The organism is Actinoalloteichus hoggarensis (assembly GCF_002234535.1).
In the GTDB taxonomy this organism is placed as follows: domain Bacteria; phylum Actinomycetota; class Actinomycetes; order Mycobacteriales; family Pseudonocardiaceae; genus Actinoalloteichus_A; species Actinoalloteichus_A hoggarensis.
The window spans coordinates 973849-999816 of the sequence record NZ_CP022521.1; the positions used below are offsets into that span (position 1 = coordinate 973849).

Here is a 25968-nt window from a genome sequence, read left to right on the forward strand (position 1 = left end):
TGGATCGCCGTCGACCACCGTCGGCAGCGGCGGACCGCCACCTTCGGCGGTGGTCGGAGTCACGACGGGGGGACGTCGTCCCGCGGAGTGGTCGACCCGGCGAGCACGATGGATCATGGGTATGTCTGATTCGTCGTTCTGTCGGGGGCGGAACTGTCGGGCGTGCCGATCGTTGGCAGGATGCAGGCTCTGAAGTTCACGAGGGGAGACATGGTGACAAGTCCGTTCGGCGGTACCGGTGGCGGCTCGCCGGGAGCGCCCAGGCTGCCCACACCCCCCACCGGGTGGCCCATCGGGTCCTACGCCACCTACGAGGAGGCGCAGCGGGCGGTGGACCACCTCGCCGACGGCGACTTCCCCGTCCAGGAGGTCACGATCGTCGGCGTCGACCTGATGCTGGTCGAGCGGGTGACCGGCAAGCTGACCTGGGGAAAGGTCATCGGCGGCGGAGCGGCGTCCGGCGCGTGGTTCGGTCTCTTCGTCGGTGTGCTGCTGAGTCTCTTCGGCAGCCCTGAGGGCTTCATCCTCGGTCCGATCCTGGTCGGCCTCGGCACCGGCGTCCTGTTCGGCATCCTCTTCGCGGCGGCGACCTACGCCTCGGCCAAGGGGCGCCGCGACTTCATGTCGGCCAGCCAGCTCGTGGCGGGCCGCTACGACGTGCTCTGCCAGCCCCGGCACGCGGAGAAGGGCCGGGACATCCTGGCCAGACTGGCGATGGGACCCCGACGCACCAGTTCCTGACCGACCCTCGACTCCGGCCTACGGCGCTGTTTGGTAACAGGCTGGTGGCAGCCGACGGCAATACGCCGGGAGTTGTTGCGAGCCGTGATCTTCGGGCCTAGGTTTTACCCACCGTTCCCAAGGTGTGCGGGTTTTCACACTTCGTTCCTGGCTCTACCCCCGAAGGGGTGAGCCGCGGGATGGGCACAGTGAGGTGCCGGCCGTGCGTGGTGGTCCGGGTCGTCTACGACCACCCGGTCGACCTTCCTCGGCGCGGCGGGAAGGAGACTGGGATGAACGGTCCCGCGACTCGGTCGCGGTCTGGGAGGGCAAGGGGGCGGAGAGCGGCCGTCGCCGCCACGGCTCTGCTCGTCGCACCACTGGCAGGCTGCGCCGCCGGTGCCGACGACGGAATCACGATCAACCTGTATTACGCCCCGGAGCAGAACTTTCAGACCGTCGTCGACAACTGTAACGAGGAGGCGGACGGGCGCTACCGCATCGCCTACAACATCCTGCCGCGCGGCGCGGACGACCAGCGCACCCAGATGGCCCGGCGGCTGGCCGCCGAGGACACCAGCATGGACATCCTGGGCCTCGACATCACCTGGACCCAGGAGTTCGCGGGCGCGGGCTGGACGCTGGAGTGGACCGGCGAGCACCGAGCCGAGGCGGAGGAGGGCACCCTGGAGGGGCCGCTGGAGTCCGCCCGCTACGAGGACCGGCTCTACGCGGCGCCGAAGAACACCAACGTCCAGCTGTTGTGGTATCGCACCGACCTGGTCGACTCGCCGCCGGAGACCTGGGGCGAGATGATCGAGATGTCCCGACAGCTGCGGGACGCGGGCGAGACCTACCAGGTCAACGCCACCGGTGCCCAGTACGAAGGCCTGGTCGTCATCTACAACAGCATCGTCGCCTCCGCGGGCGGTTCCATCCTCTCCGAGGACGGCACGCGGGCGCTGTTCGACGACGGCGCGGTGCGCGGCCTCGAGGTGCTGCGGGACTTCGCCTCGGCAGGCGTCACCGACCCCTCCTTCACCAACGCGATGGAGGACGAGGCACGGCTGGCCTTCCAGTCGGGCAACGGCGCGTTCCAGCTCAACTGGCCGTACGTCTACCCGGCCATGCAGTCCGAGGCCCCGGAGCTGGCCGAGAACGTGAGCTGGGCACGGTATCCGGGTGTGGAGCCCGGCGTGCCGTCCAAGGTGTCCATCGGCGGCTACAACCTCGGCGTCAGCCGGTATACCGAGCACCCGGATGAGGCGTTCGAGGCGGCGTTGTGCCTGCGTAACGCGGAGAACCAGAAGTACTCCGCCATCAACGACGGCGTGCCGCCCACCATCGAGAGCGTCTACGACGAGCCCGAGATGGAAGACGCCTATCCGATGAAGGACGTCATCCTCGAAGAGCTGCAGGACGCGGCGAACCGGCCGCTGACCCCGGCCTACCAGAACGTCTCGACGGTGCTGGCCGCCACGCTCTCGCCGCCGGGTCGCATCGACCCCGAGGCCACCGCCGAGGAACTGCGGCAGTCCGTTCAGGACGCCCTGGAGTCGAAGGGGGTCCTGCCGTGAGCGAGACGACCGGCACATCCGAATCGACGGCCGCCGACGGGGCCGCGTCGACCGGGGCCGCGACGTCCCGGCGTCGCAGGGCGCCGCTGTCGGAGGGCCGCCGGGCCGAGCGGAGGCTGGGCTGGCTGCTCTGCGCCCCCGCCGCGCTGGTCATGGTGCTCGTGACCGCCTGGCCGATCATCTACTCGGTGTGGCTGTCCCTCCAGCGCTTCGACCTCAAGTTCCCCGATGAGCGCGAGTTCATCTGGTTCGAGAACTACGTCACCGTGCTGACCAACGGCTACTGGTGGAGCGCCTTCGGCGTCACCGTGCTGATCACGCTGGTGTCGGTGGCGATCGAGCTGGTCCTGGGCATGGCGCTGGCGCTGGTGATGCACCGGACCATCGTCGGGCGCGGACTGGTGCGCACCTCGGCGCTGATCCCGTACGGCATCGTCACCGTCGTCGCGGCCTTCTCCTGGCGGTACGCCTGGACGCCGGACACGGGTTATCTGGCGAACCTCTTCGGCGACGGCGCTCCGCTGACCGAGCAGGCCAGCGCGTTGGGCGTCATCGTCCTGGCCGAGGTGTGGAAGACCACGCCGTTCATGGCGCTGCTGTTGATGGCGGGCCTGGCGCTGGTGCCGAACGACCTGCTCAAGGCGGCGGCCATCGACGGCGCGGGCGGCTGGCAGCGCTTCACCAAGGTCATCGTCCCGGTGATGAAGCCCGCGATCCTGGTCGCCCTGCTGTTCCGCACCCTGGACGCCTTCCGCGTCTTCGACAACATCTACGTGCTCACCTCGGGAGCGCAGGACACCTCCTCGGTGTCGATGCTGGCGCAGACGAACCTGATCAAGGGGCTGAACCTCGGCATCGGCTCCACGATGTCCGTGCTGATCTTCATCTCGGTGGCGATCATCGCGTTCATCTTCATCAAGCTGTTCGGCACCTCGGCGCCGGGCAGCGACAACGAGGGGAGGCGCTGATGGCCGCCTTCGGCGCGACCGCCACCAGGAACCGCAAGCTCGGCTGGACGCTGATCAACACCGTCGTCGTGGTGTACGCCCTGGTGCCGGTGCTGTGGATCGCCTCGCTCTCGTTCAAGACGCCCGGAACGATCACCGACGGCAACTTCATCCCGCGTGAGTGGACGCTGGAGAACTACGCCTCGATCTTCAGCACCGGGCAGTTCCTCCGCGCCCTCGGCAACTCGATCGGCATCGCGCTCATCGCGACGCTGATCGCCGTGGTGCTCGGCACGATGGCCGCCTACGCCATCGCCAGGCTGAACTTCCCCGGTAAACGACTGCTCGTGGGGGTGTCGCTGCTCATCGCGATGTTCCCGCAGATCTCCCTGGTGTCGCCGCTGTTCGAGATCGAGCGTGCCCTCGGACTGTTCGACACCTGGCTGGGCCTGATCCTGCCGTACATCACGTTCTCGCTGCCGCTGGCGATCTACACGCTGTCGGCCTTCTTCCGGGAGATCCCGTGGGAGCTGGAGAAGGCGGCGAAGATGGACGGTGCCACGCCCGCGCAGGCCTTCCGGCGGGTCATCGCCCCGCTCGCGGCGCCGGGTGTGTTCACCACCGCCATCCTGGTGTTCATCTTCTGCTGGAACGACTTCCTGTTCGCGTTGACGCTGACCTCGACGGAGGCGTCGCGGACGGTGCCGGTGGCGTTGTCGTTCTTCACCGGGGACTCGCAGTTCGAGGACCCGACCGGGTCGATCTCCGCGGCCGCCGTGGTGATCACCGTCCCGATCATTCTGTTCGTGTTGTTCTTCCAACGCCGCATCGTCGCCGGGCTGACCTCCGGCGCTGTGAAGGGATGAGGTGACCAGTGGCTGAGATCGTCCTGGACAAGGTGACCAAGCAGTATCCCGACGGCGCGGTCGCGGTGAAGGATGTGGACATCGAGATCGCCGACGGCGAGTTCGTGATCCTGGTCGGCCCGTCCGGCTGCGGGAAGTCCACCACGCTGAACATGATCGCCGGGCTGGAGGACATCAGCGCGGGTGAACTGCGCATCGGCGGCGAGCGGGTCAACGACCGCGCCCCCAAGGACCGGGACATCGCGATGGTGTTCCAGTCCTACGCGCTTTATCCGCATATGACCGTGCGGGAGAACATGGCCTTCCCGCTGCGGCTGGCCAAGGTCGACGACGCGACCGTGAACAGCAAGGTCGCCGAGGCGGCCAAGACGCTGGACCTCACCGCGCATCTCGACCGCAAGCCTGCGAACCTCTCCGGTGGGCAGCGGCAGCGGGTCGCGATGGGGCGGGCCATCGTCCGCAGCCCCAAGGCGTTCCTGATGGACGAACCGCTGTCCAACCTGGACGCCAAGCTGCGCGTGCAGATGCGGACGTCGGTGTCCAAGCTGCAGAAGAAGCTGGGCACCACGATGGTCTACGTCACCCACGACCAGACCGAGGCCATGACCCTGGGCGATCGTGTCGTGGTGATGCGCGGCGGCCTCGTGCAGCAGATCGGGTCGCCGCAGTTCCTCTACGACCACCCGGCGAACCTGTTCGTGGCCGGGTTCATCGGCTCGCCCGCGATGAACTTCCTGGCGGGCGAGATCGCCGACGACACCTTGCGTACGCCGTTGGGCTCGGTGCGTCTCACCGACCGCACGCGGCGGCTGCTGACGGCGTCGAAGGCGCCGCGCGAGGTGATCCTGGGCGTCCGCCCGGAGCACTTCGAGGACGCGGCGCTGGTCGACGAGTCCGTGCGGGCCGCGGGCGGGCTGTTCACCGCCGAGGTCGACGTGGTCGAGTCGATGGGCTCGGACAAGTATGTCTACCTGGCGGTCGAGGAGCGGGCGAGCTCGGCGGAGCTGGACGAACTGGCCGCCGACGCGGGCACCTCGGACGTCCCCGCCTCGGAGGGCCACCTCGTGACCCGGCTGTCCTCGGCCTCGACGGCCAGGGAGGGCGCGGCGCACGAGGTCTGGTTCGACGCGGACAAGATTCAGTTGTTCGACCCGGCCGACGGGCGCAATCTCACCCGCGAGATCTGACCGGCCGCGATCGGTCCACGCCGTGTCGACGGCGGTGGGGCGTCGTCCGACGACCGGGTCCGGTGGTCGGGCGACGCCTGCCGAGGTGCGCGGTGGTTCGGTCCGGCGTCCCCCGGCCCGATCCCGTCGCGGTTCGTCCCGCCCGGTGGGTCCCGCCGCGTCCGTCCTCTGGTCTGCCGCGTTCGGAATCGGCCCGTTTCGGCTGGTCGCGTTCCGGCGGGCTGGTCCGTGTCGTCCCCGGCGCCGAAGCCGCTCGATCAGGAGCCGTCCCCGAGCGAGCCCGTCTCCTTGCGGCGTCGCCCGGTCCTGCGTGGGGCGGTGCTCCGATGCACCGCCGCGATCACGTCGTCGTCCCAGCGATGGGTTCGCATCAGCCGGTAGCGCTCCTCGCCCACCGCGAGATAGGCCTCGGCGTCGGTGCGGTCACCGATCAGATCAGCCTGGCGGAGCATCGCCAGGACGGGCGTGAACTCCTCGGCGTACCAGCGCATCGCCACCGTCGGACGGTCGAGGAACCGTCCCTCGTCCTGCATCAACCGGAAGCCCCATGCTTCGACGGACTCGCTCAACTCCGTGTACCGCCAGGCGTCGGGCAGGCTGATCGAGGCCCTGGCCTCTCCTTGGAGCGGGACTCGTTCGAGGAACAGCCGACGGTCGTTCTTCACCGTCAGGTCGCCCCGAAATCGGATGTCGCCCGCGTTCAGCATCGTGACGACCTCGGTGACATAGGCGTCGATGGTGTCGAGCCCCTGTGCCAGCGCCACCGACACCCGGTGATGACCGTCCTTGACGAAGTGCAGATCGCCGATCCGGTAGACGTCGATCGGCGGCACGGACTCGCCGCGTCGCCGGGCCAGAGCCAGTCGCTCCCACCGCTCGCGCACCCGAGCGGACGTGGGGCGGAAACGGCGATCGAAGTCCCGCGTCCGGTCCACGCTGCCCACGATGGAGTCCAGCCGCAGTACCCGCAGGCCGAGCCTGCGCTGTCCCCGCTGTCCCAGGGCGGCCAGCACCTCGTCGAACGGCAGCATCACGTTGACGTCGTCCGGTTCGCGACGCAGCCACACGGCAAGGCGCGCGAGCACCTGTCTGCGTCGGGAACGCAGGAAGTCGTACTCCGCGTCCGCGCGAGGGAAGCCGGTGTCACGGCGCATCGGGGGACTCCTTGCCACGAGGCCGGGACCCGCCCGGCACGTCGAGGATGCGACAGCCGACCGCGTTGACCACTCGGGTGCCGTGCAGTTCCCGATCCGGAACCGGCTCGCCGAAGGGATGGATGTGGCCGTGCACCAGCAGCCGGGGACGCAGCCGTCGAACCGTGGTGTGCAGACTGCGGAATCCCCGATGCGGCGGGTCCTCCCGGTCACCGCAGTCGCGGGGCGGCGCGTGCGTGAGCAGGACGTCCACGCCCCCGCCGTCGCGAAGGCGCCGCAGAGCGGCGAGCCGGGACAGTCGTCTGCCCCGGCTCGCCTGTTCTCGTTCGGTCCACTGGTTGGGGCCCGGCCGATAGCGGATCGAGCCGCCGAGGCCCGCGATCCGCAGTCCGGCGACGTCCACCACCCGGCCGTCGGCGTTGACCGCCCCCGGTGGGCCGGGCCAGACGACGGGCATTCCGGCGCGCAGCCACAGTCCGCGTCGTCGCCGGTATCCGGTGAGGTCCCGATCGTGATTGCCCGGCACGAAGACGCACGGCACCTCCAGCCGATCGCCCAGGTAGGCCAGGTAGTCGAACGGCAGATCACCAGCGCCCAGGATCAACTCCGCGCCCAGCCCGCGGAGGTCGGTGGACCAGAACCGTTCCACCACCTCGTCGGCCACCGCCAGCACCCGGACCATGAGCCGAGCCTACGGGCGTCGCACGGGCGGGGTCGTGCCGATCAGTCGCCGAACCAGCCGCCGGCGGGCTCCTCGAGGACGATCAGCCCCTCGGCGAAGCGCACCATGCTCTCCTGCCCGCCGATCTCCTGGCCGAGCTCGGTGGGCTCGTGATCCTGGAGTGTCGTCTCCAGCCAACGCCCGTCGGCGAGTTCCACCTGCACCACGGCGGACAGCGGCCCCTCGCCCGTGTCACGGGCAGGCCAGAACGTGCCCTCGCGGTCGCCCACCTGGACCGGCGTGCCCGGGCCGTGCTCCGGCAGTCGGGACGGGGCCTCGCCGACCTGGGCGTGCAGCCGAGGACCCGACACGGCGACGTCGGCGTCCCGCGGGCCGACGGTGAGGACCGCGCCCCACCCGTCGCCGACCCGCATCACGCCGCTGTGGGCGACCGCCATGCTCGGCGGCAGCCAACCCGCCTCCAGTGCTCCCCGCACCGGCGACTCTCCATCCGGGCGGACGGACTCCGCCACCTGGTATGCCAGTTCGCCGGTGTCGGAGCCGAGCACGTTGCCCACCCGCACCGTCAACACCGTCGAGTCGTCGGGCATCCACGTCAGACGATGATCGATGTCGCGAGGGAACAACATCGCGGGGGAGCCGTCGACGGTCGGGTCGGTGCTCGCGGCGAGGTCCTCGGCCACGGTGTCCCAGTCGATCTCGTCCGGATCGTGTGCCGTGAACACCACCACGTTCTCGGTCAACTCGTTCGGGGCCTGCCGCTCGATCGCGTCCAGCGGAGCCCAGATGCGGGTCTGCGGGTACTCGCCCTCGACGTCCGCGGACCGGAAGACCTCGACGAAGTCGTCCGGCAGCCAGGTCACCGTGTAGCGCAGGGGCGTCGACGGCGGGCCCGGCGGCTCGGCGACGGTGGACTCCACGATCGGCCCCGAGGGCGACGCGGGCTCGGCGGACGTCGAGAAGGCGCGCACGGAGGTGGGCACGGCAAGCGCTCCGACCACCGCCACGGCGGCGAGCCCGGTCATCCTGCGCCGGCGCCGCAGGCGCAGGACGGGCAGCCGCGCGGCCACCGGCTCCGAGGCGGGCGCCGCCGCCGCCTGCCGCTCCAAAGCCGCCTCGATCAGGTTCTCCGTGTGCGAGGTGCCCATGTCTGTCACCGTTCCCCTCCGACCCGTGTGGCCACGGGTGCCTCCGATGCCGTCTCGATGCGCAGTGCGGCCAGAGCCCGGGAGAGATGGCTGCGTGCCGTGCCCTCCGAACACCGCATGATCGCCGCGATCTCCGCATGGGCCAGGCCCTCGTAGTAGCGGAGCACCAGGGCGGCCCGCTGCCTCGGCGGCAGCCGCGCGATCCGGGCCAGCATCGCGTCTCGCTCGTCGAACGCCGTGATCTGATCGCGGTCCGCCCCGGCCAGCACGCCGAGTGAGTCCGGCGGGACGCTCACGTCTCGCGCGGCCCGCCTGCGGCGCCAGGAGAGGAACTCGTTGGTCACCATCCGACGCACATAGTGCTGCGGGGAGCCCAGTGCCTCGATCCGTCGCCAGCGACTCTGCGCGCGGATCAGCACTTCCTGGACGATGTCCTCCGCGAGATGCGGATCGCAGGACAGCACCGTCGCATAGCGCAGCAGCTCGCGAAGTCGGGTGGCGACGAAGTCGTCGAACGTCACATGCCTGCCTTCCTGTTCCGGTCCTCCCTCACACGCCGGGCGGCGGGTGGAACGTTGAGCCGCGACAGCCGGGACTTCCACGCCGAACACCGCCGGATGCGGAGCGTGACACCCTGGTACGGCTAGGGTGATGGTCATGCTGGTCGAGCAGTTCCGTGCCGCCGCGGTCGGCTGCCTGCGCGCCAGCCCGCTCACCAGCCTGCTGCTCGACTCCGTCGCCGACGATCTCTTCCAGGACGGGCCGATGACGTCGGTGGTGCGCGGCCTGGAACTGGGCGGCGCGGGCAGCGTCCCCGGCCTCCGGTTCGCCGCGGCGGTGCATCACCTGGTGTTGTCCGGTCGGGCGCCGAGGCTGGCACGCCACTATCCGACGACGGGCGGACGGCTGGACCCGGCGACGTTCTGGCCCGCCGCCCGGGCCGCGATCCTCGCGGATGCCGACCGAATCCGTGAGCGCGCCGCGGCCACGGCGGTGCAGACCAACGAACCCGGCCGGATGGCGCCCTGTCTCGGCGGCCTCCACGTCGCCGCACAGGAGGCCGCCCGCCGGGTCGGCCGATCGACCCCCCTGCCGATCCGCCTGCTGGAGATCGGGGCGAGCGGCGGATTGAACCTTCGTCCGGACCGGGTGGCCCTCGAACTCGACGGCGCCGTCGTCGGCGACGCCGCCAGCCCGTTGCGGCTCGATCCGGCCTGGACGGGCAGGCCGAGGGCGGATCTGAACGCGGCACTGCGCATCGTCGAGCGCGCGGGCTGCGATCTGCATCCCTGCGACCCGCGCACCGAGGAGGGCAGGCTGCAGCTGTCCTCCTTCGTCTGGCCGGACGACCTCGATCGCTGGGCGCGGCTGCGCGCCGCGATGCGACTGGCCGTCGAGGAGCCGGTCACCGTGGACCGGGCCGCCGGACCGGACTGGCTCGCCGACCGACTCGCCGAGCTGCCCGCCGACGTCCTCACCGTGGTGTGGCATTCGGTCGTGTGGCAGTACGTCTCGGCGCGAGACCGGGCGCGCGGCCGGGAGATCCTGGCCGCGGCGGCAGACCGGGCCACCGACCGTGCTCCGCTGGCGCTGCTGGTCTACGAGTCCCGCCGCACGTCGCCGGGGGCGCCCACGCCGTTCCGCTTCGATCTGCTGCTGCGGCTCTGGCCGTCGGGACTGTCGACCCGACTCGGCACGGGCGCGGGCCACGGCATCCCGTTCACCTGGGCGGACTGATCGGGTGGCAGGACTCGCGGGCCGCCGGAGTTCGGGCGGTCGCTCGTCGGAACGGCCGGTCGATCGCCGAGCCGTGCACGGGAGGTCCTCCACCGCGTGGCCGGTCGTTCGAGTCCGCGTCAGGCGGGCCGTTCGCCGGGTGTGAGACTCGCGGAAGCGGCGGTCGGCGTCGGCGGATCGGATGGGCGCGAGGGACGGGGGCCGGTCGACCTCAGTTCGGCACCCCGTCGATCGCGATCAGCACGGTCACCGCGGCGATCCAGAGCAGGATGCCGGTCAGGGCCCAGAAGCGCAGGTTCCCGATGAGACGGATCACCGTGTCACCGTCCTCTCTCTCGTGTTCGGCGGTTCTCGGGCGGCGGTCTACAGCCAGCCGTTGCGGCGGAAGGTGCGGTACAGGGTGAGGCAGCTGGCGAGGATGACGAGCAGGACGACCGGATAGCTGTACTGGAAGTGCAGCTCCGGCATGTAGTCGAAGTTCATGCCGTAGATGCCCGCGATCATGGTCGGCACCGAGATGATCGCCGCCCAGGACGTGATCTTGCGCATGTCGCTGCTCTGGCGGAGCGTGATCTTGGCCAGCGCCGCGTCCACCAGCGTGGTGAGCAGTTCGTCGAAGCCCGCGACCTGTTCGGACACCTTCGTCAGGTGGTCCTCGACATCGCGGAAGTAGGAGCGGACCTCCTCCGGCACCAGCGGGGTGTAGCCGTCGGCCAGTCTGCGCAGCGGTGTGCCCAGGGGCTTCACCGCCCGACGAAGCTCCATGACCTCGCGCTTGAGCAGGTAGATCTGTTCGGCGTCGACCGTGGTACCGGGGGCGAAGACCGTCGCCTCCATCTCGTCGACGGCGGACTCCAGGACGGCACCGACGGCGAGGTAGCCGTCTACGACGTGGTCCGCGATCGCGTGCAGCACGACGGCGGGCCCCGAGGCGAGGTGCTCGGGATCGGCTTCGAGTCTGCGCCGCATCCCGGCCAGGCTCGAATGACTGCCGTGCCGGACGGTGACCACGAAGTCACGGCCCAGGAAGACCATCATCTCGCCGCCCGCCACCACCTCGCCCGTCTGCTCGGCGGTCCGCTCTGGCAGGTAGCGCACCGTCTTGAGCACCATGAACAGCGTGTCGTCGTAACGTTCCAGCTTGGGGCGCTGGTGGGCGTGGACGGCGTCCTCCACGGCCAGCTCGTGCAGGTCGAAGGTCTCGGCGACGCCCTTGATGTCGTCCTCGGTCGGCTCGTGTAACCCGATCCAGACGAAACCCGCCCGCCTGCTGCGGACCTCGTCGACGGCCTCGGCGTGCGTCCACCGACCGGGAAGTCGACGACCGTCCACGTAGACGGCGCAGTCGACCACCGAGTTCATGCCGGTGGACTCGGGGGCGTGCGGCGGACGTGCCGCGGTGCGCGTGCCGCGGCCACGCAGGCCGAATGCGGGGAGAACTGCCATGATGACCTCCGGTGGCGGGGGAGGAGCCTTCTCAACTGCTCGGATCGAGCGATGGAACGAGAGGCGCCCCTGCCGGTGACCGGGAAGTCAGCGCTGCCTGCGAGTCGTCGAGGGCAGGGACGCGGGTGTACTGCCGGGCAACGGACTATCGGCGCTGCTCACGAACCCACCTCCTCGCGCTCGGCCGTCGTCTGCGACGGGATGGCCGTCTTGGTCGCCGATCAAGCCTACTCCGGTGCGGGGCAGACTGGGCGGGCCCGGTGGGTGTGATCGGCCCCGCCTCGATCTCGTCTCGCCGACAGCTCGTCCGCCGCCCGTCGCTCGGGCCCGTCAAAGGAGACGTATGCACGGTACGGAACTGGAACTGGTCCGGCGCAGGCTCCAGGACTTCGCCGAGTCGGAGGAGACCGCCGCCTCGCCGCTCTACCGGCACCTGGCCGCTCACGCGGCCGCCGATCCCGAGGTCTCCAGTCTCCTGGCGGCGGCCGCACCCGGGTACGCGGTCCCGCAGCTGCTGCTCGCGGCGGCGCATCGCCTGATCCAGGCCGAGCCGTGGCTGACGCTGTCGAACTACTACCCCACGCTCGGCGGGACCTTCGGCGTCGATCAGCAGACATGGGGCCTGTTCCGGGACTTCCTGCTCGAACGATCGGAGCGGGCGCGCAGGCTCATCACGACGCGCACGGTGTGCGACGAGGAGGTCGGGCGCGCGGTGCTGATCTATCCGGCCCTGTCGCTGATCGCCAAGCAGGCCCGCGCCCCCCTGGGACTGCTCGAGGCGGGTGCGGGCTCGGGGCTGCTGCTCAACCCGCATCGCTACGGCTACCGGTACCAGGGAGCGGGCGTCGGGGAGGTGGCGGCGGGACCGAAGAAGACGTCGCTGGTGTTGAGCACCGCCCTGCGGACGGCCGACGGGGTGTCGCTGCCCGCACTGCCCGCGAAGCTCGCCGTGGCGGCTCGGGTGGCCCTCGATCGGGTCACGATGGACCTGGCCGATCCCGATGACGTCGCCTGGATGGAGGCCTGTGTCTGGGCCGATCAACCCGATCGGTTGCGGCGTCTGGAACTCGCCGTATCCATACAGCGTCAATCGCCCCCTGAACTGGTGATCGGAGACCCGGTAGAGGGATTGGCCGATGCCGCCGCCCGGGTGCCGCGCGAGGTACCGCTGGTGATCATCCAGGGTCGCGATCTCGCAGGCGAGTCGGCGGCGCGGCGGGCGGACTACGCCGGGCGGCTCGCCGATCTCGGGGCCTCGCGTCCACTCTGGTGGGTCGGCGTCGAGCCCGACTTCGCCACGCTTCGAGCGATCTCGCCGTCGTTGACGCCGGTCGACGCGCAGGCGCCCGGCGTCGATCACCTGCTCGCCGTGGTGCGCTGGCGGGATCGCGTGCCCGAAGCGACCGTCCTTGCGCGTACGGATGCACACGGTCGGCGGATGGATTGGGGACTTATCTGACTCTATGTAGTCAATCTGCGTTCTGATCGTCAGTCTGTCGCAGGTCGTTTAATCAATTCAGCCCAGGGATGGCTGCGGTGAGTGTTCTTGCCCGGGAGGGTGGGTCGACACGCGGTCGACGCGATGTGGCGAAGATCGCATCGAGCATGTATCGACGGCCTTCGCAGTGCTCTCACCTGCGCTTTTCGCCGCCGAAGCGGACAATGTGGACGAATGGGCGAGATTCACTCCGTCGATGCCTCGGCGGCGAGCCCGGCCGGTGTGGACGCCGCCCGGCGGAGTGCCGGAACGGCCGTCTCACCTGGCATCGCGCCGGGATGACGGGTCCCGAGCAAGATCACTTAGTGCGACCATCAGGTGATCGACTGTTCGGGTGAGCGCGGCGCAGGGCGTGATCTCTGCGACGGTCGCTGACCGGCGGTGGATCACTCGAGTGACAGATCGTCCGTATAGTTCACCCGGATCGCCCATTGGCACGGAGCGTAATCAGGTTCAGGCTGGTGTGCGAAATCCCGACCCAAGCGCGGGACATGTCTGCCGGCGGGCGGCAGAGTGCGGTACAACGGATCAGCAGGGCGCCTGCAGTGGTGCAGCTAGCAGACGGGGATGGTCGTCGTGAACCTCAAGAAGATCCTCATGTTCGCTGGGATCGCGTTGCTCCTCTTTCTCCTGATCACACAGCCGAACGAGTCCGCCAACATGGTCCAAGGAATCCTCGCCACGCTCCAGGGCGCAGCCGAGGCGATCATCACGTTCGTTCAGAATCTGTTCTGAGCAGGTCGGTGCACCGGCTTCCGGGGCCGGTGCAGACCTGGAGCGAGGAGTCGTGGCCCTGTGCTTGCACCCAGAGATCCAGACGAGTACCTGCTTGAGAGCGAGCGACGTGTCATCAGAGTGCGCAGGCACTGGGCGAGCATGCTCTGGGACATCTTCGAGGCCACGGCGCTGCTCGTCGGGCTGATGCTGATCTCCAGCCTGATGCCGCCCGGCTCCGCCCTCATCCAGAACATCCTCTGGTACGCCGGGCTCCTGGTGGTCCTCCGCTTCTCCTACTACGTCATCGAGTGGTGGGTGGAGCGGATCGTCGTCACCGACAAGCGGTTCATGCTGACCACGGGCGTCTTCGAGACCAACGTGGCGATGATGCCGGTCACGAAGGTCACCGACCTGACCTTCCGCCGCACCCTCATGGGCCGCTTCTTCGGCTACGGCACCCTGGTCATCGAGTCGGCCGGTCAGATCCAGGCCCTGAACAAGGTCGAGTACTGCCCCAACCCCGAGGAGATCAACGACGCGATCTCCGAGCTGGTCTTCGGGGACAAGAAGGCGCAGGCCGAACGCTTCTCGATGATGAAGGCGCGGCGAGCCGCATTGGGTCGGCGGCGAGTCGGCGCCCGGCGGTGACCATCTCGGATCGGGACGTCGTCCATCCCGGCGAATCCCGCTGAACGAGACTGTCCTGGTGCGCATCGATCTGCATACCCACTCGACGGCATCGGACGGCAGCGATGCTCCGGAGGAACTGGTCCGCCTGGCGGGTCTCGCGGGGCTCGACGTCGTGGCCCTGACCGACCACGACACGACGGCGGGCTGGGACCGGGCCGCCGCCGCGCTGCCCGCAGGCCTGCGGCTCGTTCCCGGCGCCGAACTCTCCTGCTCCGCGGCCGACGAGGCGGGCCGCCCGATCACCGTCCACCTCCTCGCCTACCTGTTCGACCCGACCGCATCCGAGATCGTCGAGGAGCAGGCTCGGCTGCGCTTGGAGCGCAGAACCCGGCTTCGGCTGATGGCGGAGCGGATGGTCGAGCAGGGCCACCCCATCGACGTGCCCGGCCTCTTCGCCGGACTGCCGCCCGACGCTCCCGCGGGCAGGCCGCATCTCGCCAGGGCGCTGATGCGGGCGGGCGTGGTCGACAGCGTCGACGAGGCGTTCCAGCGGTTCCTCGGCACCGGGGGCCGGTTTCACCTGGCGCGCACCGACACCCCCGTGCGGCAGGCGGTGGAGATGATCCGGCGGGCGGGCGGAGCGACGGTCCTGGCCCATCCCTTCGCCAGGAGCCGCGGCCCGGTGGTCGACGCGCAGACCATCGGTGAGCTGGCCGAAGCCGGCCTCACCGGCATCGAGGTGGATCACCCGGATCATGATCTGCCCACTCGGCGAGAACTGCGCGGTCTCGCCGCCGAGCTGGGTCTGCTGATCACCGGATCCAGCGACTACCACGGGACCAACAAGACCCTCAGCCTCGGCGAGGAGACCACCGACCCGGAACAGTTCGAGGCGCTGATCGCCGGGACCAGCGGCGCCGAGGTGCGAGTCGGCCCCGGACGGTGACGGTCCCGCCGACGGTCGGACACGCGATGCCGGCTACGGTGTCCGCGTGCAGTTGGGCCTGGAGGGAATGCCGAGCAGACTGGTGCGGGTCACACCGGCCAGGCTGGCTCGCTGGGCGGACTGCCCCCGTCGCTACCGGCTGACCTATCTGGACCGCCCGTCACCCGCCAGAGGCGGCGCCTGGGCGCACAGCACGCTCGGTGCGGTCGTGCACAACGCCCTGCGGACGATCTTCGCCCTGCCTGCTCGTCGCCGTACCCCCGCGACCGCGGCCGCGGAGATACGGCGGCAGTGGAGGAGCGACGGCTTCCGCGACGCGGCACAGGCCGCCGACTACCGCGAGCGAGCCGAGAACTGGGTGGCCGACTACGTCGCCGAGACCCACCCCGATGGGGAGCCCGTCGGGGTGGAACGCTGGGTCTCCGCGCCGGTGGGCACGATCGTGGCCGAGGGCCGGGTCGACCGCATCGACGCGCGCGGCGGGGAGCTCGTCGTGGTCGACTACAAGACCGGCAGACACGGCGTCACCGTGGACGATGCCAGGGACTCGCAGGCGTTGGCGCTGTACGCGCTCGCGGTGCGACGGACGCTGCGCAGGCCGTGTCGGCGAGTGGAGCTGCACCATCTGCCCAGCGGCTCGGTGCAGGCCTGGGAGCACGACGAGTCCTCGATGGACGAGCAGATCGACCGGGCGTCGTCGGCGGCGGAGCAGCTGCGGTCCGCCTCGGAACGGCTCGACGAGGGTGGTGACGCCGACCGGTTGTTCCCGACCCGGCCAGGGCCGCGCTGCTCCTCGTGCGAGTTTCGCAGCTCCTGCCCGGACGGCCGCGCCGCCGCACCGGAGCTGGACTCGTGGGCACTGCTCCGGCCGTGAACGGGTGGACATGGCGATGACCTCGGCGTCGAAGACGGTGGAGATGACCGAACAGGCGAGCACGGCAGGCAGGCTGCTGCGTGGAGTGAGCGGCTCGATCACCGCGGGGCTCGTGATCCTGGCGCTGTTCCTGATCGTCGCGCAGCTGGTGGCGTCGAGAGCCGGCTATCCGGGACCGGGCATGGCGGCGGTCGTCGCCCACTCGCTCGCCGCGATCGGCGCCGTGCCGCTGCAACGGTCCTCCGACCGGCGACGGACGGCGGTGCGCTGGTGGGGACCGCTGGCGATCATGGTCATGGCGGGCGTCGTGCTGTGGTTCTGGTGGTGGCAGTGACCAGGGGCCCGCTCGCCTGCTGAGGGGGCCCGGCGGTCTTCAGGACGGGCCGCGGCGCCGGCGCGGGTCACTCGGCCCGGTGCTCGGTGCCCCGGCTCGCCGCCCGCGGGCACGCGGCGGCGGACGAGTCCGCCGACCGATGTCCGACGGTGGTCAGTCCGAGCCGAGCCAGCGTCGCCAGACGGGCACCAGCGCCGTGACGAGCCCGGCCGGGTTCTCCGTGTTCGGGCTGTGGCTCGCCGAGTCGATCAGGACGAACTCGGCGTCGAGCCGTCGGGCCATGTCGCGTTGGCTGTCGATTGACCAGGCGTCGTCGCTGACGCCGCACGACACCAGGACGGGGAGCCCGGCCGCGTGAACGGCCGCCCGCAGCTCCGCGACGCGGTCCGGTTCGTAGCGGAGCCCGTCTGCCATGCCCAGCAGACACTCGGGCGCGGAGGCCAGGAATCGCCGCCGCAGGAACGCCCGCAGCTCGGCAGGCTGTTCCCGGCTCGCGGGCGAGGCGGTGTCCTGCGCCTCACGCAGCCGCTGGGCACCCTCGATCCCGTGTTCGATCAACACGGGCTCGCCCAGGTCCAACGTCTGCCGCCTCGGCCCCGGTGGCAGCGCCCCCGGCCCGGAGCAGAGCAGCACCAGCCCGTCGACCGGGGCACCCGCCACGACGGCCTCTCGCGCCACCACACCGCCGTAGGAGTGTCCCAGCAGGATCAACGGGCGCCCGTCGGTGCGCAGTTCCGCGACGAGCTTGGCGACCACCTCACCGAGCGGCCGCGGTCGGTGATCGGCGCGCTCGGGCAGACCCGGCGACTCGAACTGGCCGGGCAGATCCACGGCCACGGCTTCGAAGCCTGCCTCGGCCAGCGGATCCAGTATCGGAGCGAAGTCCTCCTTGGAACCCGTGTAACCGGGGAGCAGCACGACGGTGGCGTCCGGGTTCCGGCCGCCGGCGAGACGGGCGCGAAGGGCGGCCAGTTCGCTGCTGCCGCCTGGCAGCCTGACGTGCTCGGCGTGGTGCGGGGAGATCTGGGAGGCGGGAAGGACGGTCACACCTTCGAGTGTGCCCCATCGAAGCCGCGATCGGCAGACAGGCTTCTCGGGAGGGATCGGCGGGAAGGCCGTGAGGAACCCGCGATGAGTCCGAGAGGAACCCATGAGCAGCCCGCGAGGACTCCGCCGAGTACCTGTGGCGCGGGCCGTCTCGACGTCGACGACGGATCGGCCTCGCACCGGACGGGCTCGGCCCCGGTCAGCGCAGCGCCACGAGGGTGTCGCCGCGCTGCTCGAGCAGAACCGGCCCGATCGAGTCCATGGTGATCGGACCATCGTGATCGCCGCGATCCACCGGCAGCTCACCGAGCCGTTCGCCGGTGCTCGGGTCCAGCACGGCCAGCGCGCCGGGGACGGGGACGAGCAGGGTGCCCGCGAACAGCGTGCCCGATCCCAGGGTGTCCGCCGTCGTCCAGAGCAGCCGCCCGTCGTCGGCGGACAAGGCCGTGGTCGTGCCCGCCGCGTACCAGAAGACGTGCTCCTCGGTGATCGTCGTGAGCGGGACCGGCCGGGCGGCCGTGTCGAACTCGTCTTCGGTGAAGGGCAGCGGCGAGTGCTCGACCCTGATGCCGTGCGAGTCGTAGACGATCAGGGTGGGCGGTGACGGGGCGGCGATGACGGTGAAGGCGTCGGAGGTCGCGATCACCGTCGTGTCGGGCTCGTCGAGCGGCACGCTGAAGTCCTCCTCCGGCCGATCGTCGTCCTCCGGCCGGGCCTTCAGGACCGTGAGCCTTTCGGCCGGGTCCTCGGCGCAGCGCTCGATGACGGCGAGCCGGGCGTCGCCCGCGGCGAAGGCACGGTGCTCACAGTCGACCCTCGGCTGCCTGTCGGGGTTGACCAGCGCGGGAACACGGCCGTACTGGAGGGTGCGCACGAGGTTGGACCCCCACACCTCGGTGAGGCGCCTGCCGGTCGCGGTCAGATAGGTGCCGTCGCCGAGCAGCGTGGTGTCCTGCTCGGCGTCGGTGTTGCGCTGCGGGCCACGCTCCCCGGTGTCGCCGTCCAGCGAGGTGACCTCGCTGCAGTTCCGCGACTTCGCATAGACCGCGACGGCGCGGTCCCACTGGGCTCCCACCGTGCACAGCGGCAGGTCGCGTTCGTAACTCCAGCGGCCCTCGCCGCTGAACGGGTCGAGCCCGCGCACGGTGCCGTCCGCACCGACGACGACCGAGGGCCCCGCCACCGAGGGTCGATCGGTGGCAGGACTCGGTGCGCTCCACACCTCCGCGAGCGACGGCGGCAGGCGGGTGGGCGGCGCGGGCACCTCGGCGGACTCGCCGGCGGTCCGCAGCGTGGTCGCCCGCAGATCGCCCGTGTACCACGACACGGCCCCCACGCCGAGGGCCACGACGACGATGAGCACGACGACCAGCACGTCGACCTTCGTGCGTCGTTCTGGTCGAACCATCTCCCCGCTCCGGCTGTCCGCTCGCCGCGAGGACCCTCATCGCCCCGCGTTCGACGTGTCGTCAGTCTGCCGGTCGCTCCGCCGCGGCCTCGGCTCCGGTGTCGGCCGCGCCCTCGGTCTGACCGCTGCCGCGACGGCGCCGCCTGCGCCTGCGGGAGCGTTCGGGAGAGGTGGACTCCGGTCCCGAGTTGTCCGGCGACCTGGTCTCGGCGCCGTGCTCGGGCGTCGCGTCCACCGAGACACCGCCACGGGTGCGTCGCCGGGTCCGGCTTCGCCGGGGGGCGCTGCGAGGAATCTCCTCCTCGTCACCGGTCGACGCCTCCGAGGAACGGCCGCTCGACGTCGTGGAGCCCTCGTCCGCGCCGCGGCCGGTCTTACGCCCGCCGCGCTTCCTGTTGCGCCGCTCACCGGGGCTGAGATCCTCCACCGGCTCGGCCTCCAGGCCCTCCCTGGTCCGCTTGCCCAGCGGCAGCCTGCCGCTGACGGACTCCGGGATGTTGATGTCGCTGTAGAGGTGTTCGGAGGTCGAGTACGTCTCGACGGGCTCGGGGATGCCCAGCTTCAGCGCGTCGTCGATGAGCTTCCAGCGCGACTCCTCGTCCCAGTCCACCAGCGTGACCGCGACGCCCTCGCGCCCCGCCCGTCCGGTGCGACCGATCCGGTGCACATAGGTCTTCTCGTCGTCGGGGCACTGGTAGTTGATGACGTGGGTGACGCCCGTGACGTCGATGCCTCGGGCGGCGACGTCGGTGGCGACCAGGATGTCGACCTTGCCCGCGCGGAAGGCGCGCAACGCCTGCTCCCTGGCGCCCTGTCCCAGGTCGCCGTGCACGGCGGCGGCGGCGAAGCCCCGTTCGCTCAGCTCGTCGGAGATCTTCTGTGCCGTCCGCTTGGTACGCGTGAAGATCATGCTGAGGCCTCGGTCGGCCGCCTGCATGACGCGGGCGAGCAGTTCCACCTTGTCCAGGGCGTGTGCCCGGTAGACGAACTGCCTGGTGCGCTCGTGGATCGCGCCCGCGTCGACCTCCTCGGCCCTGATGTGGGTCGGCTGAGTGAGGAAGGTCCTGGCCAGGGTGATGATCGGGCCCGGCATGGTGGCGGAGAAGAGCATCGTCTGCCGCTCGTCCGGCACCATGCGCAGGATGCGTTCGATGTCCGGAAGGAAGCCCAGGTCGAGCATCTCGTCGGCCTCGTCGAGGACGAGGTTGCGAATCTTGCCGAGGACCAGGTGCCGCTGTTCGGCGAGGTCGAGCAGCCTGCCCGGCGTGCCGATCACGATGTCGACTCCCGAGCGCAGCGCCTGGATCTGCGGCTCGTAGGGCCTGCCGCCGTAGACCGCGAGGGTGCGGATGCCGAGGTGTCGGCCCGCGTCGTTGATGTCGCGCGTCACCTGGAGGCACAGCTCACGGGTCGGCACGACCACCAGCGCCTGCGGCGTCCCGTCGCCGGGCAGCACGGCGCGCTGGAGCAGCGGGATGCCGAAGCCCAGCGTCTTGCCGGTGCCGGTGCGGGCCTGCCCGATGACGTCCTCGCCCTGTAGCGCGAGGGGCAGCGTCAGCTCCTGGATGGCGAACGCCCGTTCGATGCCTGCCTCGGCGAGGGCGCGGACGATGTCCGGATGGACCCCCAGCTCCGCGAAGGTGGCCGCCTGAGCGGGCGTCTCGGCCGCGGGCTGCAACGGGTGGGACGGGTCCTCGTCGGGGACCCCGGTCTGGCTGTGCTCCAGGCTTCTCAGGTCGGTGTCATCGTTCTCGTCGATGTCCGGGTGCTCGTTCTCTGTGCGAGTGGTCAGGGGGATCGCCTCTCTCATACCAGCGCGCACGGCCCTGGTGAAGCCGCTCGACCGTCGTCGGCACGTTCGAGATTCTCGTGTGCCGGGCGCGGGAGGGCCGAGACGACAGTGCGCGCGCCCTTTCGCGTGACGGTTGACCGTCACCGCTTGTTCCTGCGGAGCCGCTCGCTGCCGCTCTCACGGCGCCCGACCCATCCGATGAGCCGACCCGTGGCGCGGCGAACTGCCTCTGCATCGCAACCCAGCCTACCTGGACATCCCATGCCGATGAAGCATCAGCCGCGCTCGGGTCTCGCAGGTGTGACGCAAGCCCTCCGATGGCTAGGGTGCTAGGCATGACCGAGGCTGATCAACAGGCGGCGCCCGGAAGCTCACCGGGCGAGGCCATTCCCGAAGGCGCCATCGACCTGCTCGGGGTCATCGCGTACGGCGAGCTGTCCGCCTTCGACCGACTCGCGGAGGACTCCAGGATCGCGCCGACGCTGGAAGGTCGTGCGGCCCTGGCGAGCATGGCCGCGGCCGAGATCGCCCACTACCGGACCCTCGACGACTACCTCGCGGGCCGAGGGCACTCGCTGCCGGTCGCCATGCGGCCGTTCATCGAGCCGATCGATCGCTTCCATGCCTCCACCGCCCCGAAGACCTGGCTGGAGTCGCTGGTCAAGGCCTATGTCGGCGACGGGTTGGCCGCCGACTTCTACCGGGAGATCGGCAACCTGCTCGACTCGCCGCTCAAGGAACTGGTGCAGGAGGTGCTGGCCGACACCGGGCACTCGGCCTTCGCCGAGCGGGAGGTCCAGGCGGCGTGTGCGGCGGACCGGACCGTGCGGGACCGGCTCACCCTGTGGGGCAGGCGGCTGCTCGGGGAGGCCGTCACCCAGGCGCAGTACGTGGCCGCGGAGCGGGACGGCCTCACGGAGCTGATCATTCGCGGCAGCGGTGACCTGGCGGGCATCGGCGCGCTGCTGCGCAGGTTGCAGAACAGTCATACGAAGCGGATGGCGGCCCTGGGGCTGGGCTGAGTCGAACCGGCGCGGACTCGCCGGGCAGGCGGCGCGGCGGGTCATGGGGAGTCTCGACGGGCATCGAGGGACTCCGGCGCCGCGTGGGGCTGATGTGTTCGAGTCGGCGTTCGTCGAAGGTCGCGCCGAGCGGCGTGTCGCCCGCCCGGCGGGCACCGGCTCTCGAAGCATGGTGCAGGCGCGGGGCGGATCGGGGCGGGTGCGCCGGCAGTGCCGACGCCACGCGAGACGGGTGGACGGCGGGGTGACCGGCTCCGCCGACGCTCGGTGGGAGTCGGGGCTGCGCCGTGCCCGTGTCGGGCTCGACTAGCCTGGCCGGGAAACCGTGCAGTTCGACGACCGGAGGTCGGCGTGGAGGTAAAGATCGGCGTCGCGGACAGCTCTCGTGAGCTCGTCCTCACCAGCTCGCAGTCGCCGGATGAGGTGGAGACGCTCATCACCGATGCACTGGGTGACAAGCAGGGTCTGCTCACCCTGGTGGACGACAAGGGCAGGCGCTACGTGGTCCCGACGGAGCGGATCGCCTACATCGAGATCGGCCCGAGCGAAGCACGACGGGTCGGCTTCGCCGTCAACGGCTGAGCAGGCAGGTGACGGCCGCGACGGCAGGCTTCCACGATGCCGCGCGGTCCTCACCGGCCCGGGCCGCACCCGGCCCTGCGTGGAGTGACGGCCCCCGGCGGGCGGCGGATCCGCTGCTATGTCGCTTCGCGGGACGGCCTCGGTCGGGGCCGCCCGATGCGCCCCAGAACCCCGGTGTGCCCCAGCACCCCCATGCGTCCCAGAATCTCCCCGCACCCAGGTCAAGGGCGTCCGCTCCGCTGCCTGTCGGCTCGCGACCGCTGTCGAACGGCGGGACCGGGACACGACGGCGTGGGCGCGGGCCGCTCGTGGAGCCTGCCCGACCCGGCTCAGCCGGACTGCAGCGGGAAGCCGCCGATACCCCGCCAGGCGAGGCTCGCGATCAGCGCGACCGCGTCGTCCTGGGGCAGCGCGCGACCGTCGTTCAGCCAGTATCGGGCCGTCACCTGGCTGAGGCCGGCGAGGCCTACCGCGAGCAGCCTGGCGCGCTCTTCGTCGAGCCCGGCGTCCGCGGTCACCGCACGGGTGATCGTCTCGACGCACTGCGACGTCGCGTTCTCGATGGCCTGCTCCACGGCGGGCTCGCCACGCAGGTCCGACTCGAACACCAGCCGATAGGCGTGTCCCTCGCCGTTGACGAAGTCGAAGTAGGCCGCCACCGCCGCGTGCACCCGCAGCTTGTTGTCCGGAGTCGACTCGATGGCCGCGTCGAGTCTGCGCACCAGCTCGTCGGCCTGGGTCTCCAACAGGGCCAGATACAGGTCGAGCTTGCCGGGGAAGTGCTGGTAGAGGACGGGCTTGCTGACGCCTGCGCGCTCGGCGATCTCGTCCATGGCGGCGGCGTGGTACCCGTTCGCGACGAACACGTGCTGGGCGGCGCTGAGGAGCTGCGCGCGCCGTGCCGTGCGCGGCAGCCGCACTCCGCGGGCGGTGTGTTCCGTCTCCGGCGCCGTCTCGGTCATCTCTGTGCCTCCCGACAAGTTCTTCCCCCGGCAGTGCAGTCTGACTGACTCGACCGGGTGGTCGTGCCCAGGCCGGTGGTGACACGGGGCTGTCATTCACCGACCGATGGAGCCCCACGAACCGTACTCGCCGGTAGCTCCCCGCGCGTAGCGCGCACGTGGTCCGAGTGGTCCGCACGGGTTCGGGATGACCGGGCGGCCGTCCTCACGCATCCTGAGGACGTGACGTCTCCACAGCCGCAGTCCCCGCCGCCGCGACCCCGGCAGGACCCGATTCCGGAGTGCGAGCGGCCGTCACCGGGCGACCTCCCCGCCCCGGACCCGGCTGCCTCGGGGCCGACAGCGACGGACCCGGCTGCCCCGGACTCGGGAGCGCCGGGCCGCTCGGGTCCGCGGTCCACGGCGCGGCCTGGATTCCGGCTGCCGAGGTGGACGGCCAGGCGGGCGCCGCATCGACCGGACCTGACCTGGGTGCCGCTGTCGGACGTGGAGCTGCCGCCGTTGGATCTGACCCGGCTCCCGTGGCCAGGGCGCACGCTGGAGGTGGCGGGCACGCGGCTGCACATCAGGGAGACCCCCGCCGAGACGCCGGACGCGCCGACCGCCGTCTACCTGCACGGACTCGCGGGGTCGGCATCGAACTGGACCGATCTGGCCGGGTTGCTGCGCGTCAGGCTGAAGGGCATCTCGGTCGACCTGCCCGGCTTCGGCCGCTCCGCACCGCCGGACGGATTCCTCTACACCCCGGACGCCCACGTCCGGATGGTGATCCGGCTGCTGGAGAGCCGGGGAGCGGGGCCGGTCCACCTGCTGGGGAACTCCTTCGGCGGGCTGGTCGCGGCGATCGTCGCGGCCACCCGGCCCGACCTGGTGGCCACGCTGACCTTGATCTCCCCTGCGGTCCCGGATCTGCGGCCGAGCCCGGACCGACTGTCCGATCCTCGCTTCCCGTTGGCCTATCTCCCCGTGATCGGGAAGCCGGTTCGCCGGGCGCTCGCCGCGATGACCCCGCTGGCCCGAGCCGAGCAGATGATGCGGGTGTGCTTCGCCCGCCCCGACCTGGTGCCGCGGCACCGCATCGAGGAGTTCGCCGCCGAGATGGCGAGACTGAGCCGCACCTCCTGGGCCGGGCCCGCCCTCGGTCGCACGACGATGGCGATGATCAGGTTCTGGCTGGCGCGCGGGGACCGGTCGCTGTGGAGAGTGCTGCCGAAGGTGTCGGCGCCCACGCTGGTGATCTGGGGCACAGAGGACCGGCTCATGAGCGCCCGCAAGGCGGTCCGCACCGCGACGGCGCTCCCGCACGGGCGGCTGCTGATGCTGCCCTATACCGGGCATGTCGCCCAGATGGAGCAGCCGGAACTGGTGGCGAAGGCCGTGCTGGGGATGGTCGCCGAGCCTTGGCTGCCCGAGAAGCTGCAGAGTGAGGACCGGACCCGGATGCTGCTGGATCCCCGAACCGACACGCCCGTCCTCGGCGGCGATGAGTGGGGGCGTTCCGGAGGTATGGCAGTCTGATTCGGTGCCGCCGACCTCGAAGGGAACACGTCGCGACGCCGACCCCCTCGGCAGGCCGACCGCCCAGGACTCCACCGGACCGCGACGGCGCGGCGCCCCGTCCCCGGACACGGCCGACGACCCGGATGCCGTCGGCGGCTCCGCCGAACTCGAACCGCTGGCCGCCTCCTGGCAGCCGGTGCTCGCCGACGAGCCGACTTCGGCCGAGGCCGAGGACGACACACGCGGACTGCGGTCGATCCATCGTCGTCTCGGGTGGCGGTTGTACGCGGTTCCGCTGCTCATGATCGTGACGGTGGTCGTCGTGCTCGACGTCCTGCGCACGCCCGCCGACTCCGCCGCCGTCGCCGACGGCGGTGACCCGGCGACGAGCGAGCCCGGCGGTGCGGGCGGTCCGACGACGGGGTCCGAGGAGGAGCCGACCCCCGTGGAACCGGTGGACGTGGACATCGCGAACGCCGAACTGCCCGAGGGCGACGCCTTCGCGACGAGCGGATCGGGCGAGTTCCGGCTGCTGGCCGGCACGACCGACGTCGTCGGCGAGGCAGGCGACCTGCACACCTACACGGTCGAGATCGAGGACGGACTCGACGTGGCCGCGGACGAGGACGTCTTCTCCTCGATGGTCGACCAGACCCTCGCCGATCCGCGCAGCTGGCCGGGCCAGGGCGAGATCACGATGCGACGGGTGGACGACTCCGGCGCGGCCCCCGACCTGCGCATCACGCTGGTCTCGCAACAGACGGCCGCGGCGGCCTGCGGCGACGTCCTGCCCTTCGAGGTCTCCTGCCTGGTGGCCGAGGGCGACGCCCATCGGGCCTACCTGAACGCGGCGCGCTGGACACGCGGTGCACACTCTTACGAGTCGAACCTGGCCGACTTCCGGCACTACATGGTGAACCACGAGGTCGGCCACCACCTGGGCCTGCGCCACGTCGCCTGTGGCACCGACGGTGAACTGGCCAGGGTGATGATGGACCAGTCGATCAGCCTCGCCGACGAGGAACTGAGCCTGTTGGGCCGGGCGGGCGGCATCGAGGAGCCCGTGCCCGACGGCGGCGCGGTGTGCAGGCCGAACGCCTGGCCGTATCCGGTGATCGACGCGAACTAGGGCAGTGTGGCAGCGTGTCGTCAGGGTCGGGGGACCGTGCACGCTCGACGAGAGAGAGGAAGA

Annotated in this window: 25 protein-coding genes; 16 read left to right on the forward strand and 9 right to left on the reverse strand. The window is 70.7% G+C overall.

Annotation, left to right across the window (positions count from 1 at the left end; translation table 11 throughout):
• Positions 1 to 180 precede the first annotated feature (180 nt).
• The 5 genes from AHOG_RS04495 (at position 181) to AHOG_RS04515 (ending at position 5297) form a co-directional block, all read left to right on the forward strand.
• Positions 181 to 741: a YflT domain-containing protein gene (locus AHOG_RS04495; protein WP_425427583.1), complete on the forward strand. Its 561-nt coding sequence runs from the start codon at positions 181 to 183 to the stop codon at positions 739 to 741.
• Between the two features lie 272 nt (positions 742 to 1013).
• On the forward strand, positions 1014 to 2297 hold the full coding sequence (locus AHOG_RS04500) for an ABC transporter substrate-binding protein (protein ID WP_093940218.1): 1284 nt from the start codon (positions 1014 to 1016) through the stop codon (positions 2295 to 2297).
• A gap of 86 nt (positions 2298 to 2383) precedes the next feature.
• Positions 2384 to 3265 (forward strand): carbohydrate ABC transporter permease, encoded by an 882-nt coding sequence (locus tag AHOG_RS04505; protein ID WP_245856835.1) that lies wholly within the window; start codon positions 2384 to 2386, stop codon positions 3263 to 3265.
• Positions 3265 to 4110, forward strand: coding sequence for a carbohydrate ABC transporter permease (locus AHOG_RS04510; RefSeq protein WP_093940220.1), 846 nt, complete (start codon positions 3265 to 3267; stop codon positions 4108 to 4110). Before AHOG_RS04505 ends, AHOG_RS04510 begins: the two co-directional genes overlap by 1 nt.
• Positions 4111 to 4118: 8 nt before the next feature.
• Positions 4119 to 5297: an ABC transporter ATP-binding protein gene (locus tag AHOG_RS04515; protein WP_093940221.1), complete on the forward strand. Its 1179-nt coding sequence runs from the start codon at positions 4119 to 4121 to the stop codon at positions 5295 to 5297.
• Positions 5298 to 5554: 257 nt separating this feature from the next.
• Here AHOG_RS04515 and AHOG_RS04520 read toward each other — a convergent pair whose 3' ends face one another.
• Genes AHOG_RS04520 through AHOG_RS04535 form a run of 4 tightly spaced genes read right to left on the reverse strand, consistent with a single transcriptional unit; the run spans position 5555 to position 8802 of the window.
• The gene (locus tag AHOG_RS04520; protein WP_093940222.1) at positions 5555 to 6451 is read right to left on the reverse strand and encodes a chromosome partitioning protein ParB; all 897 of its coding nucleotides are present in this window, start codon (positions 6449 to 6451) and stop codon (positions 5555 to 5557) included.
• Positions 6441 to 7133 carry a metallophosphoesterase family protein gene (locus tag AHOG_RS04525; protein WP_093940223.1) on the reverse strand — a complete coding sequence of 231 codons (693 nt, stop codon included), beginning with the start codon at positions 7131 to 7133 and terminating at the stop codon, positions 6441 to 6443. The genes AHOG_RS04520 and AHOG_RS04525 overlap by 11 nt, the downstream gene beginning before the upstream one ends.
• Positions 7134 to 7174: 41 nt before the next feature.
• Positions 7175 to 8281 (reverse strand): hypothetical protein, encoded by a 1107-nt coding sequence (locus tag AHOG_RS04530; RefSeq protein WP_093940224.1) that lies wholly within the window; start codon positions 8279 to 8281, stop codon positions 7175 to 7177.
• A 5-nt stretch (positions 8282 to 8286) separates the two neighbouring features.
• A complete protein-coding gene (locus AHOG_RS04535) occupies positions 8287 to 8802 on the reverse strand; it encodes a SigE family RNA polymerase sigma factor (protein ID WP_245856559.1) in 516 nt (171 codons plus the stop codon).
• A 136-nt stretch (positions 8803 to 8938) separates the two neighbouring features.
• Between AHOG_RS04535 and AHOG_RS04540 the strand changes: the two genes are divergently transcribed.
• On the forward strand, positions 8939 to 10018 hold the full coding sequence (locus tag AHOG_RS04540; protein ID WP_093940225.1) for a DUF2332 domain-containing protein: 1080 nt from the start codon (positions 8939 to 8941) through the stop codon (positions 10016 to 10018).
• A 363-nt stretch (positions 10019 to 10381) separates the two neighbouring features.
• Here the strand turns inward: AHOG_RS04540 and AHOG_RS04545 are convergent, their stop codons facing one another.
• Complete coding sequence (locus AHOG_RS04545; protein WP_093940226.1) at positions 10382 to 11464, reverse strand: magnesium and cobalt transport protein CorA; 1083 nt, start codon at positions 11462 to 11464, stop codon at positions 10382 to 10384.
• 343 nt (positions 11465 to 11807) lie between these two features.
• Here AHOG_RS04545 and AHOG_RS04550 point away from each other — a divergent pair, with 343 nt between their 5' ends.
• The 6 genes from AHOG_RS04550 to AHOG_RS04570 all read left to right on the forward strand — a co-directional run bounded on the left by AHOG_RS04550 (position 11808) and on the right by AHOG_RS04570 (position 16463).
• Complete coding sequence (locus tag AHOG_RS04550; RefSeq protein ID WP_093940227.1) at positions 11808 to 12923, forward strand: DUF2332 domain-containing protein; 1116 nt, start codon at positions 11808 to 11810, stop codon at positions 12921 to 12923.
• Between the two features lie 636 nt (positions 12924 to 13559).
• Positions 13560 to 13697 carry a hypothetical protein gene (locus AHOG_RS28275; protein ID WP_211290730.1) on the forward strand — a complete coding sequence of 46 codons (138 nt, stop codon included), beginning with the start codon at positions 13560 to 13562 and terminating at the stop codon, positions 13695 to 13697.
• A gap of 60 nt (positions 13698 to 13757) precedes the next feature.
• A complete protein-coding gene (locus tag AHOG_RS04555) occupies positions 13758 to 14327 on the forward strand; it encodes a PH domain-containing protein (protein ID WP_093940228.1) in 570 nt (189 codons plus the stop codon).
• Positions 14328 to 14385: 58 nt separating this feature from the next.
• Complete coding sequence (locus AHOG_RS04560; protein WP_169725807.1) at positions 14386 to 15255, forward strand: PHP domain-containing protein; 870 nt, start codon at positions 14386 to 14388, stop codon at positions 15253 to 15255.
• 67 nt (positions 15256 to 15322) lie between these two features.
• Positions 15323 to 16129, forward strand: coding sequence for a RecB family exonuclease (locus AHOG_RS04565; protein WP_093944159.1), 807 nt, complete (start codon positions 15323 to 15325; stop codon positions 16127 to 16129).
• Between the two features lie 16 nt (positions 16130 to 16145).
• Positions 16146 to 16463, forward strand: a complete 318-nt coding sequence (locus AHOG_RS04570; RefSeq protein WP_157736631.1) for a hypothetical protein — start codon at positions 16146 to 16148, stop codon at positions 16461 to 16463.
• A gap of 153 nt (positions 16464 to 16616) precedes the next feature.
• On the opposite strand, the gene AHOG_RS04575 is transcribed toward AHOG_RS04570, so the two are convergent.
• The 3 genes from AHOG_RS04575 to AHOG_RS04585 all read right to left on the reverse strand — a co-directional run bounded on the left by AHOG_RS04575 (position 16617) and on the right by AHOG_RS04585 (position 20728).
• Entirely contained in the window at positions 16617 to 17510 is an 894-nt protein-coding gene (locus tag AHOG_RS04575) for an alpha/beta fold hydrolase (protein ID WP_245856560.1), read from the reverse strand.
• Positions 17511 to 17709: 199 nt separating this feature from the next.
• Positions 17710 to 18918 (reverse strand): Rv3212 family protein, encoded by a 1209-nt coding sequence (locus AHOG_RS04580; RefSeq protein WP_093940231.1) that lies wholly within the window; start codon positions 18916 to 18918, stop codon positions 17710 to 17712.
• Positions 18919 to 18979: 61 nt separating this feature from the next.
• Positions 18980 to 20728 (reverse strand): DEAD/DEAH box helicase, encoded by a 1749-nt coding sequence (locus AHOG_RS04585; protein WP_093940232.1) that lies wholly within the window; start codon positions 20726 to 20728, stop codon positions 18980 to 18982.
• Between the two features lie 317 nt (positions 20729 to 21045).
• Here AHOG_RS04585 and AHOG_RS04590 point away from each other — a divergent pair, with 317 nt between their 5' ends.
• Together AHOG_RS04590 and AHOG_RS04600 are read left to right on the forward strand one after the other, a co-directional pair.
• Positions 21046 to 21732, forward strand: a complete 687-nt coding sequence (locus tag AHOG_RS04590; protein WP_093940233.1) for a ferritin-like fold-containing protein — start codon at positions 21046 to 21048, stop codon at positions 21730 to 21732.
• Between the two features lie 351 nt (positions 21733 to 22083).
• Entirely contained in the window at positions 22084 to 22314 is a 231-nt protein-coding gene (locus tag AHOG_RS04600; RefSeq protein WP_093940235.1) for a DUF3107 domain-containing protein, read from the forward strand.
• A 329-nt stretch (positions 22315 to 22643) separates the two neighbouring features.
• Here the strand turns inward: AHOG_RS04600 and AHOG_RS04605 are convergent, their stop codons facing one another.
• The gene (locus AHOG_RS04605; protein ID WP_093940236.1) at positions 22644 to 23276 is read right to left on the reverse strand and encodes a TetR/AcrR family transcriptional regulator; all 633 of its coding nucleotides are present in this window, start codon (positions 23274 to 23276) and stop codon (positions 22644 to 22646) included.
• Between the two features lie 471 nt (positions 23277 to 23747).
• On the opposite strand from AHOG_RS04605, the gene AHOG_RS04610 reads away from it, so the two are divergent.
• Entirely contained in the window at positions 23748 to 24794 is a 1047-nt protein-coding gene (locus tag AHOG_RS04610; RefSeq protein ID WP_245856561.1) for an alpha/beta fold hydrolase, read from the forward strand.
• A 4-nt stretch (positions 24795 to 24798) separates the two neighbouring features.
• Complete coding sequence (locus AHOG_RS04615) at positions 24799 to 25905, forward strand: DUF3152 domain-containing protein (RefSeq protein ID WP_093940237.1); 1107 nt, start codon at positions 24799 to 24801, stop codon at positions 25903 to 25905.
• Positions 25906 to 25968: the final 63 nt, after the last annotated feature.

Coding starts and splice junctions, on each gene's coding strand:
- AHOG_RS04565 (WP_093944159.1), top strand. CDS start 15,323: ATGCCGAGCAGACTGGTGCGGGTCACACCGGCCAGGCTGGCTCGCTGG.
- AHOG_RS28275 (WP_211290730.1), top strand. CDS start 13,560: ATGTTCGCTGGGATCGCGTTGCTCCTCTTTCTCCTGATCACACAGCCG.
- AHOG_RS04550 (WP_093940227.1), top strand. CDS start 11,808: ATGCACGGTACGGAACTGGAACTGGTCCGGCGCAGGCTCCAGGACTTC.
- AHOG_RS04590 (WP_093940233.1), top strand. CDS start 21,046: ATGACCGAGGCTGATCAACAGGCGGCGCCCGGAAGCTCACCGGGCGAG.
- AHOG_RS04520 (WP_093940222.1), bottom strand. CDS start 6,451: ATGCGCCGTGACACCGGCTTCCCTCGCGCGGACGCGGAGTACGACTTC.
- AHOG_RS04545 (WP_093940226.1), bottom strand. CDS start 11,464: ATGGCAGTTCTCCCCGCATTCGGCCTGCGTGGCCGCGGCACGCGCACC.
- AHOG_RS04530 (WP_093940224.1), bottom strand. CDS start 8,281: ATGGGCACCTCGCACACGGAGAACCTGATCGAGGCGGCTTTGGAGCGG.
- AHOG_RS04540 (WP_093940225.1), top strand. CDS start 8,939: ATGCTGGTCGAGCAGTTCCGTGCCGCCGCGGTCGGCTGCCTGCGCGCC.
- AHOG_RS04580 (WP_093940231.1), bottom strand. CDS start 18,918: ATGGTTCGACCAGAACGACGCACGAAGGTCGACGTGCTGGTCGTCGTG.
- AHOG_RS04495 (WP_425427583.1), top strand. CDS start 181: ATGCAGGCTCTGAAGTTCACGAGGGGAGACATGGTGACAAGTCCGTTC.
- AHOG_RS04570 (WP_157736631.1), top strand. CDS start 16,146: ATGACCTCGGCGTCGAAGACGGTGGAGATGACCGAACAGGCGAGCACG.
- AHOG_RS04510 (WP_093940220.1), top strand. CDS start 3,265: ATGGCCGCCTTCGGCGCGACCGCCACCAGGAACCGCAAGCTCGGCTGG.
- AHOG_RS04585 (WP_093940232.1), bottom strand. CDS start 20,728: ATGAGAGAGGCGATCCCCCTGACCACTCGCACAGAGAACGAGCACCCG.
- AHOG_RS04605 (WP_093940236.1), bottom strand. CDS start 23,276: ATGACCGAGACGGCGCCGGAGACGGAACACACCGCCCGCGGAGTGCGG.
- AHOG_RS04500 (WP_093940218.1), top strand. CDS start 1,014: ATGAACGGTCCCGCGACTCGGTCGCGGTCTGGGAGGGCAAGGGGGCGG.
- AHOG_RS04525 (WP_093940223.1), bottom strand. CDS start 7,133: ATGGTCCGGGTGCTGGCGGTGGCCGACGAGGTGGTGGAACGGTTCTGG.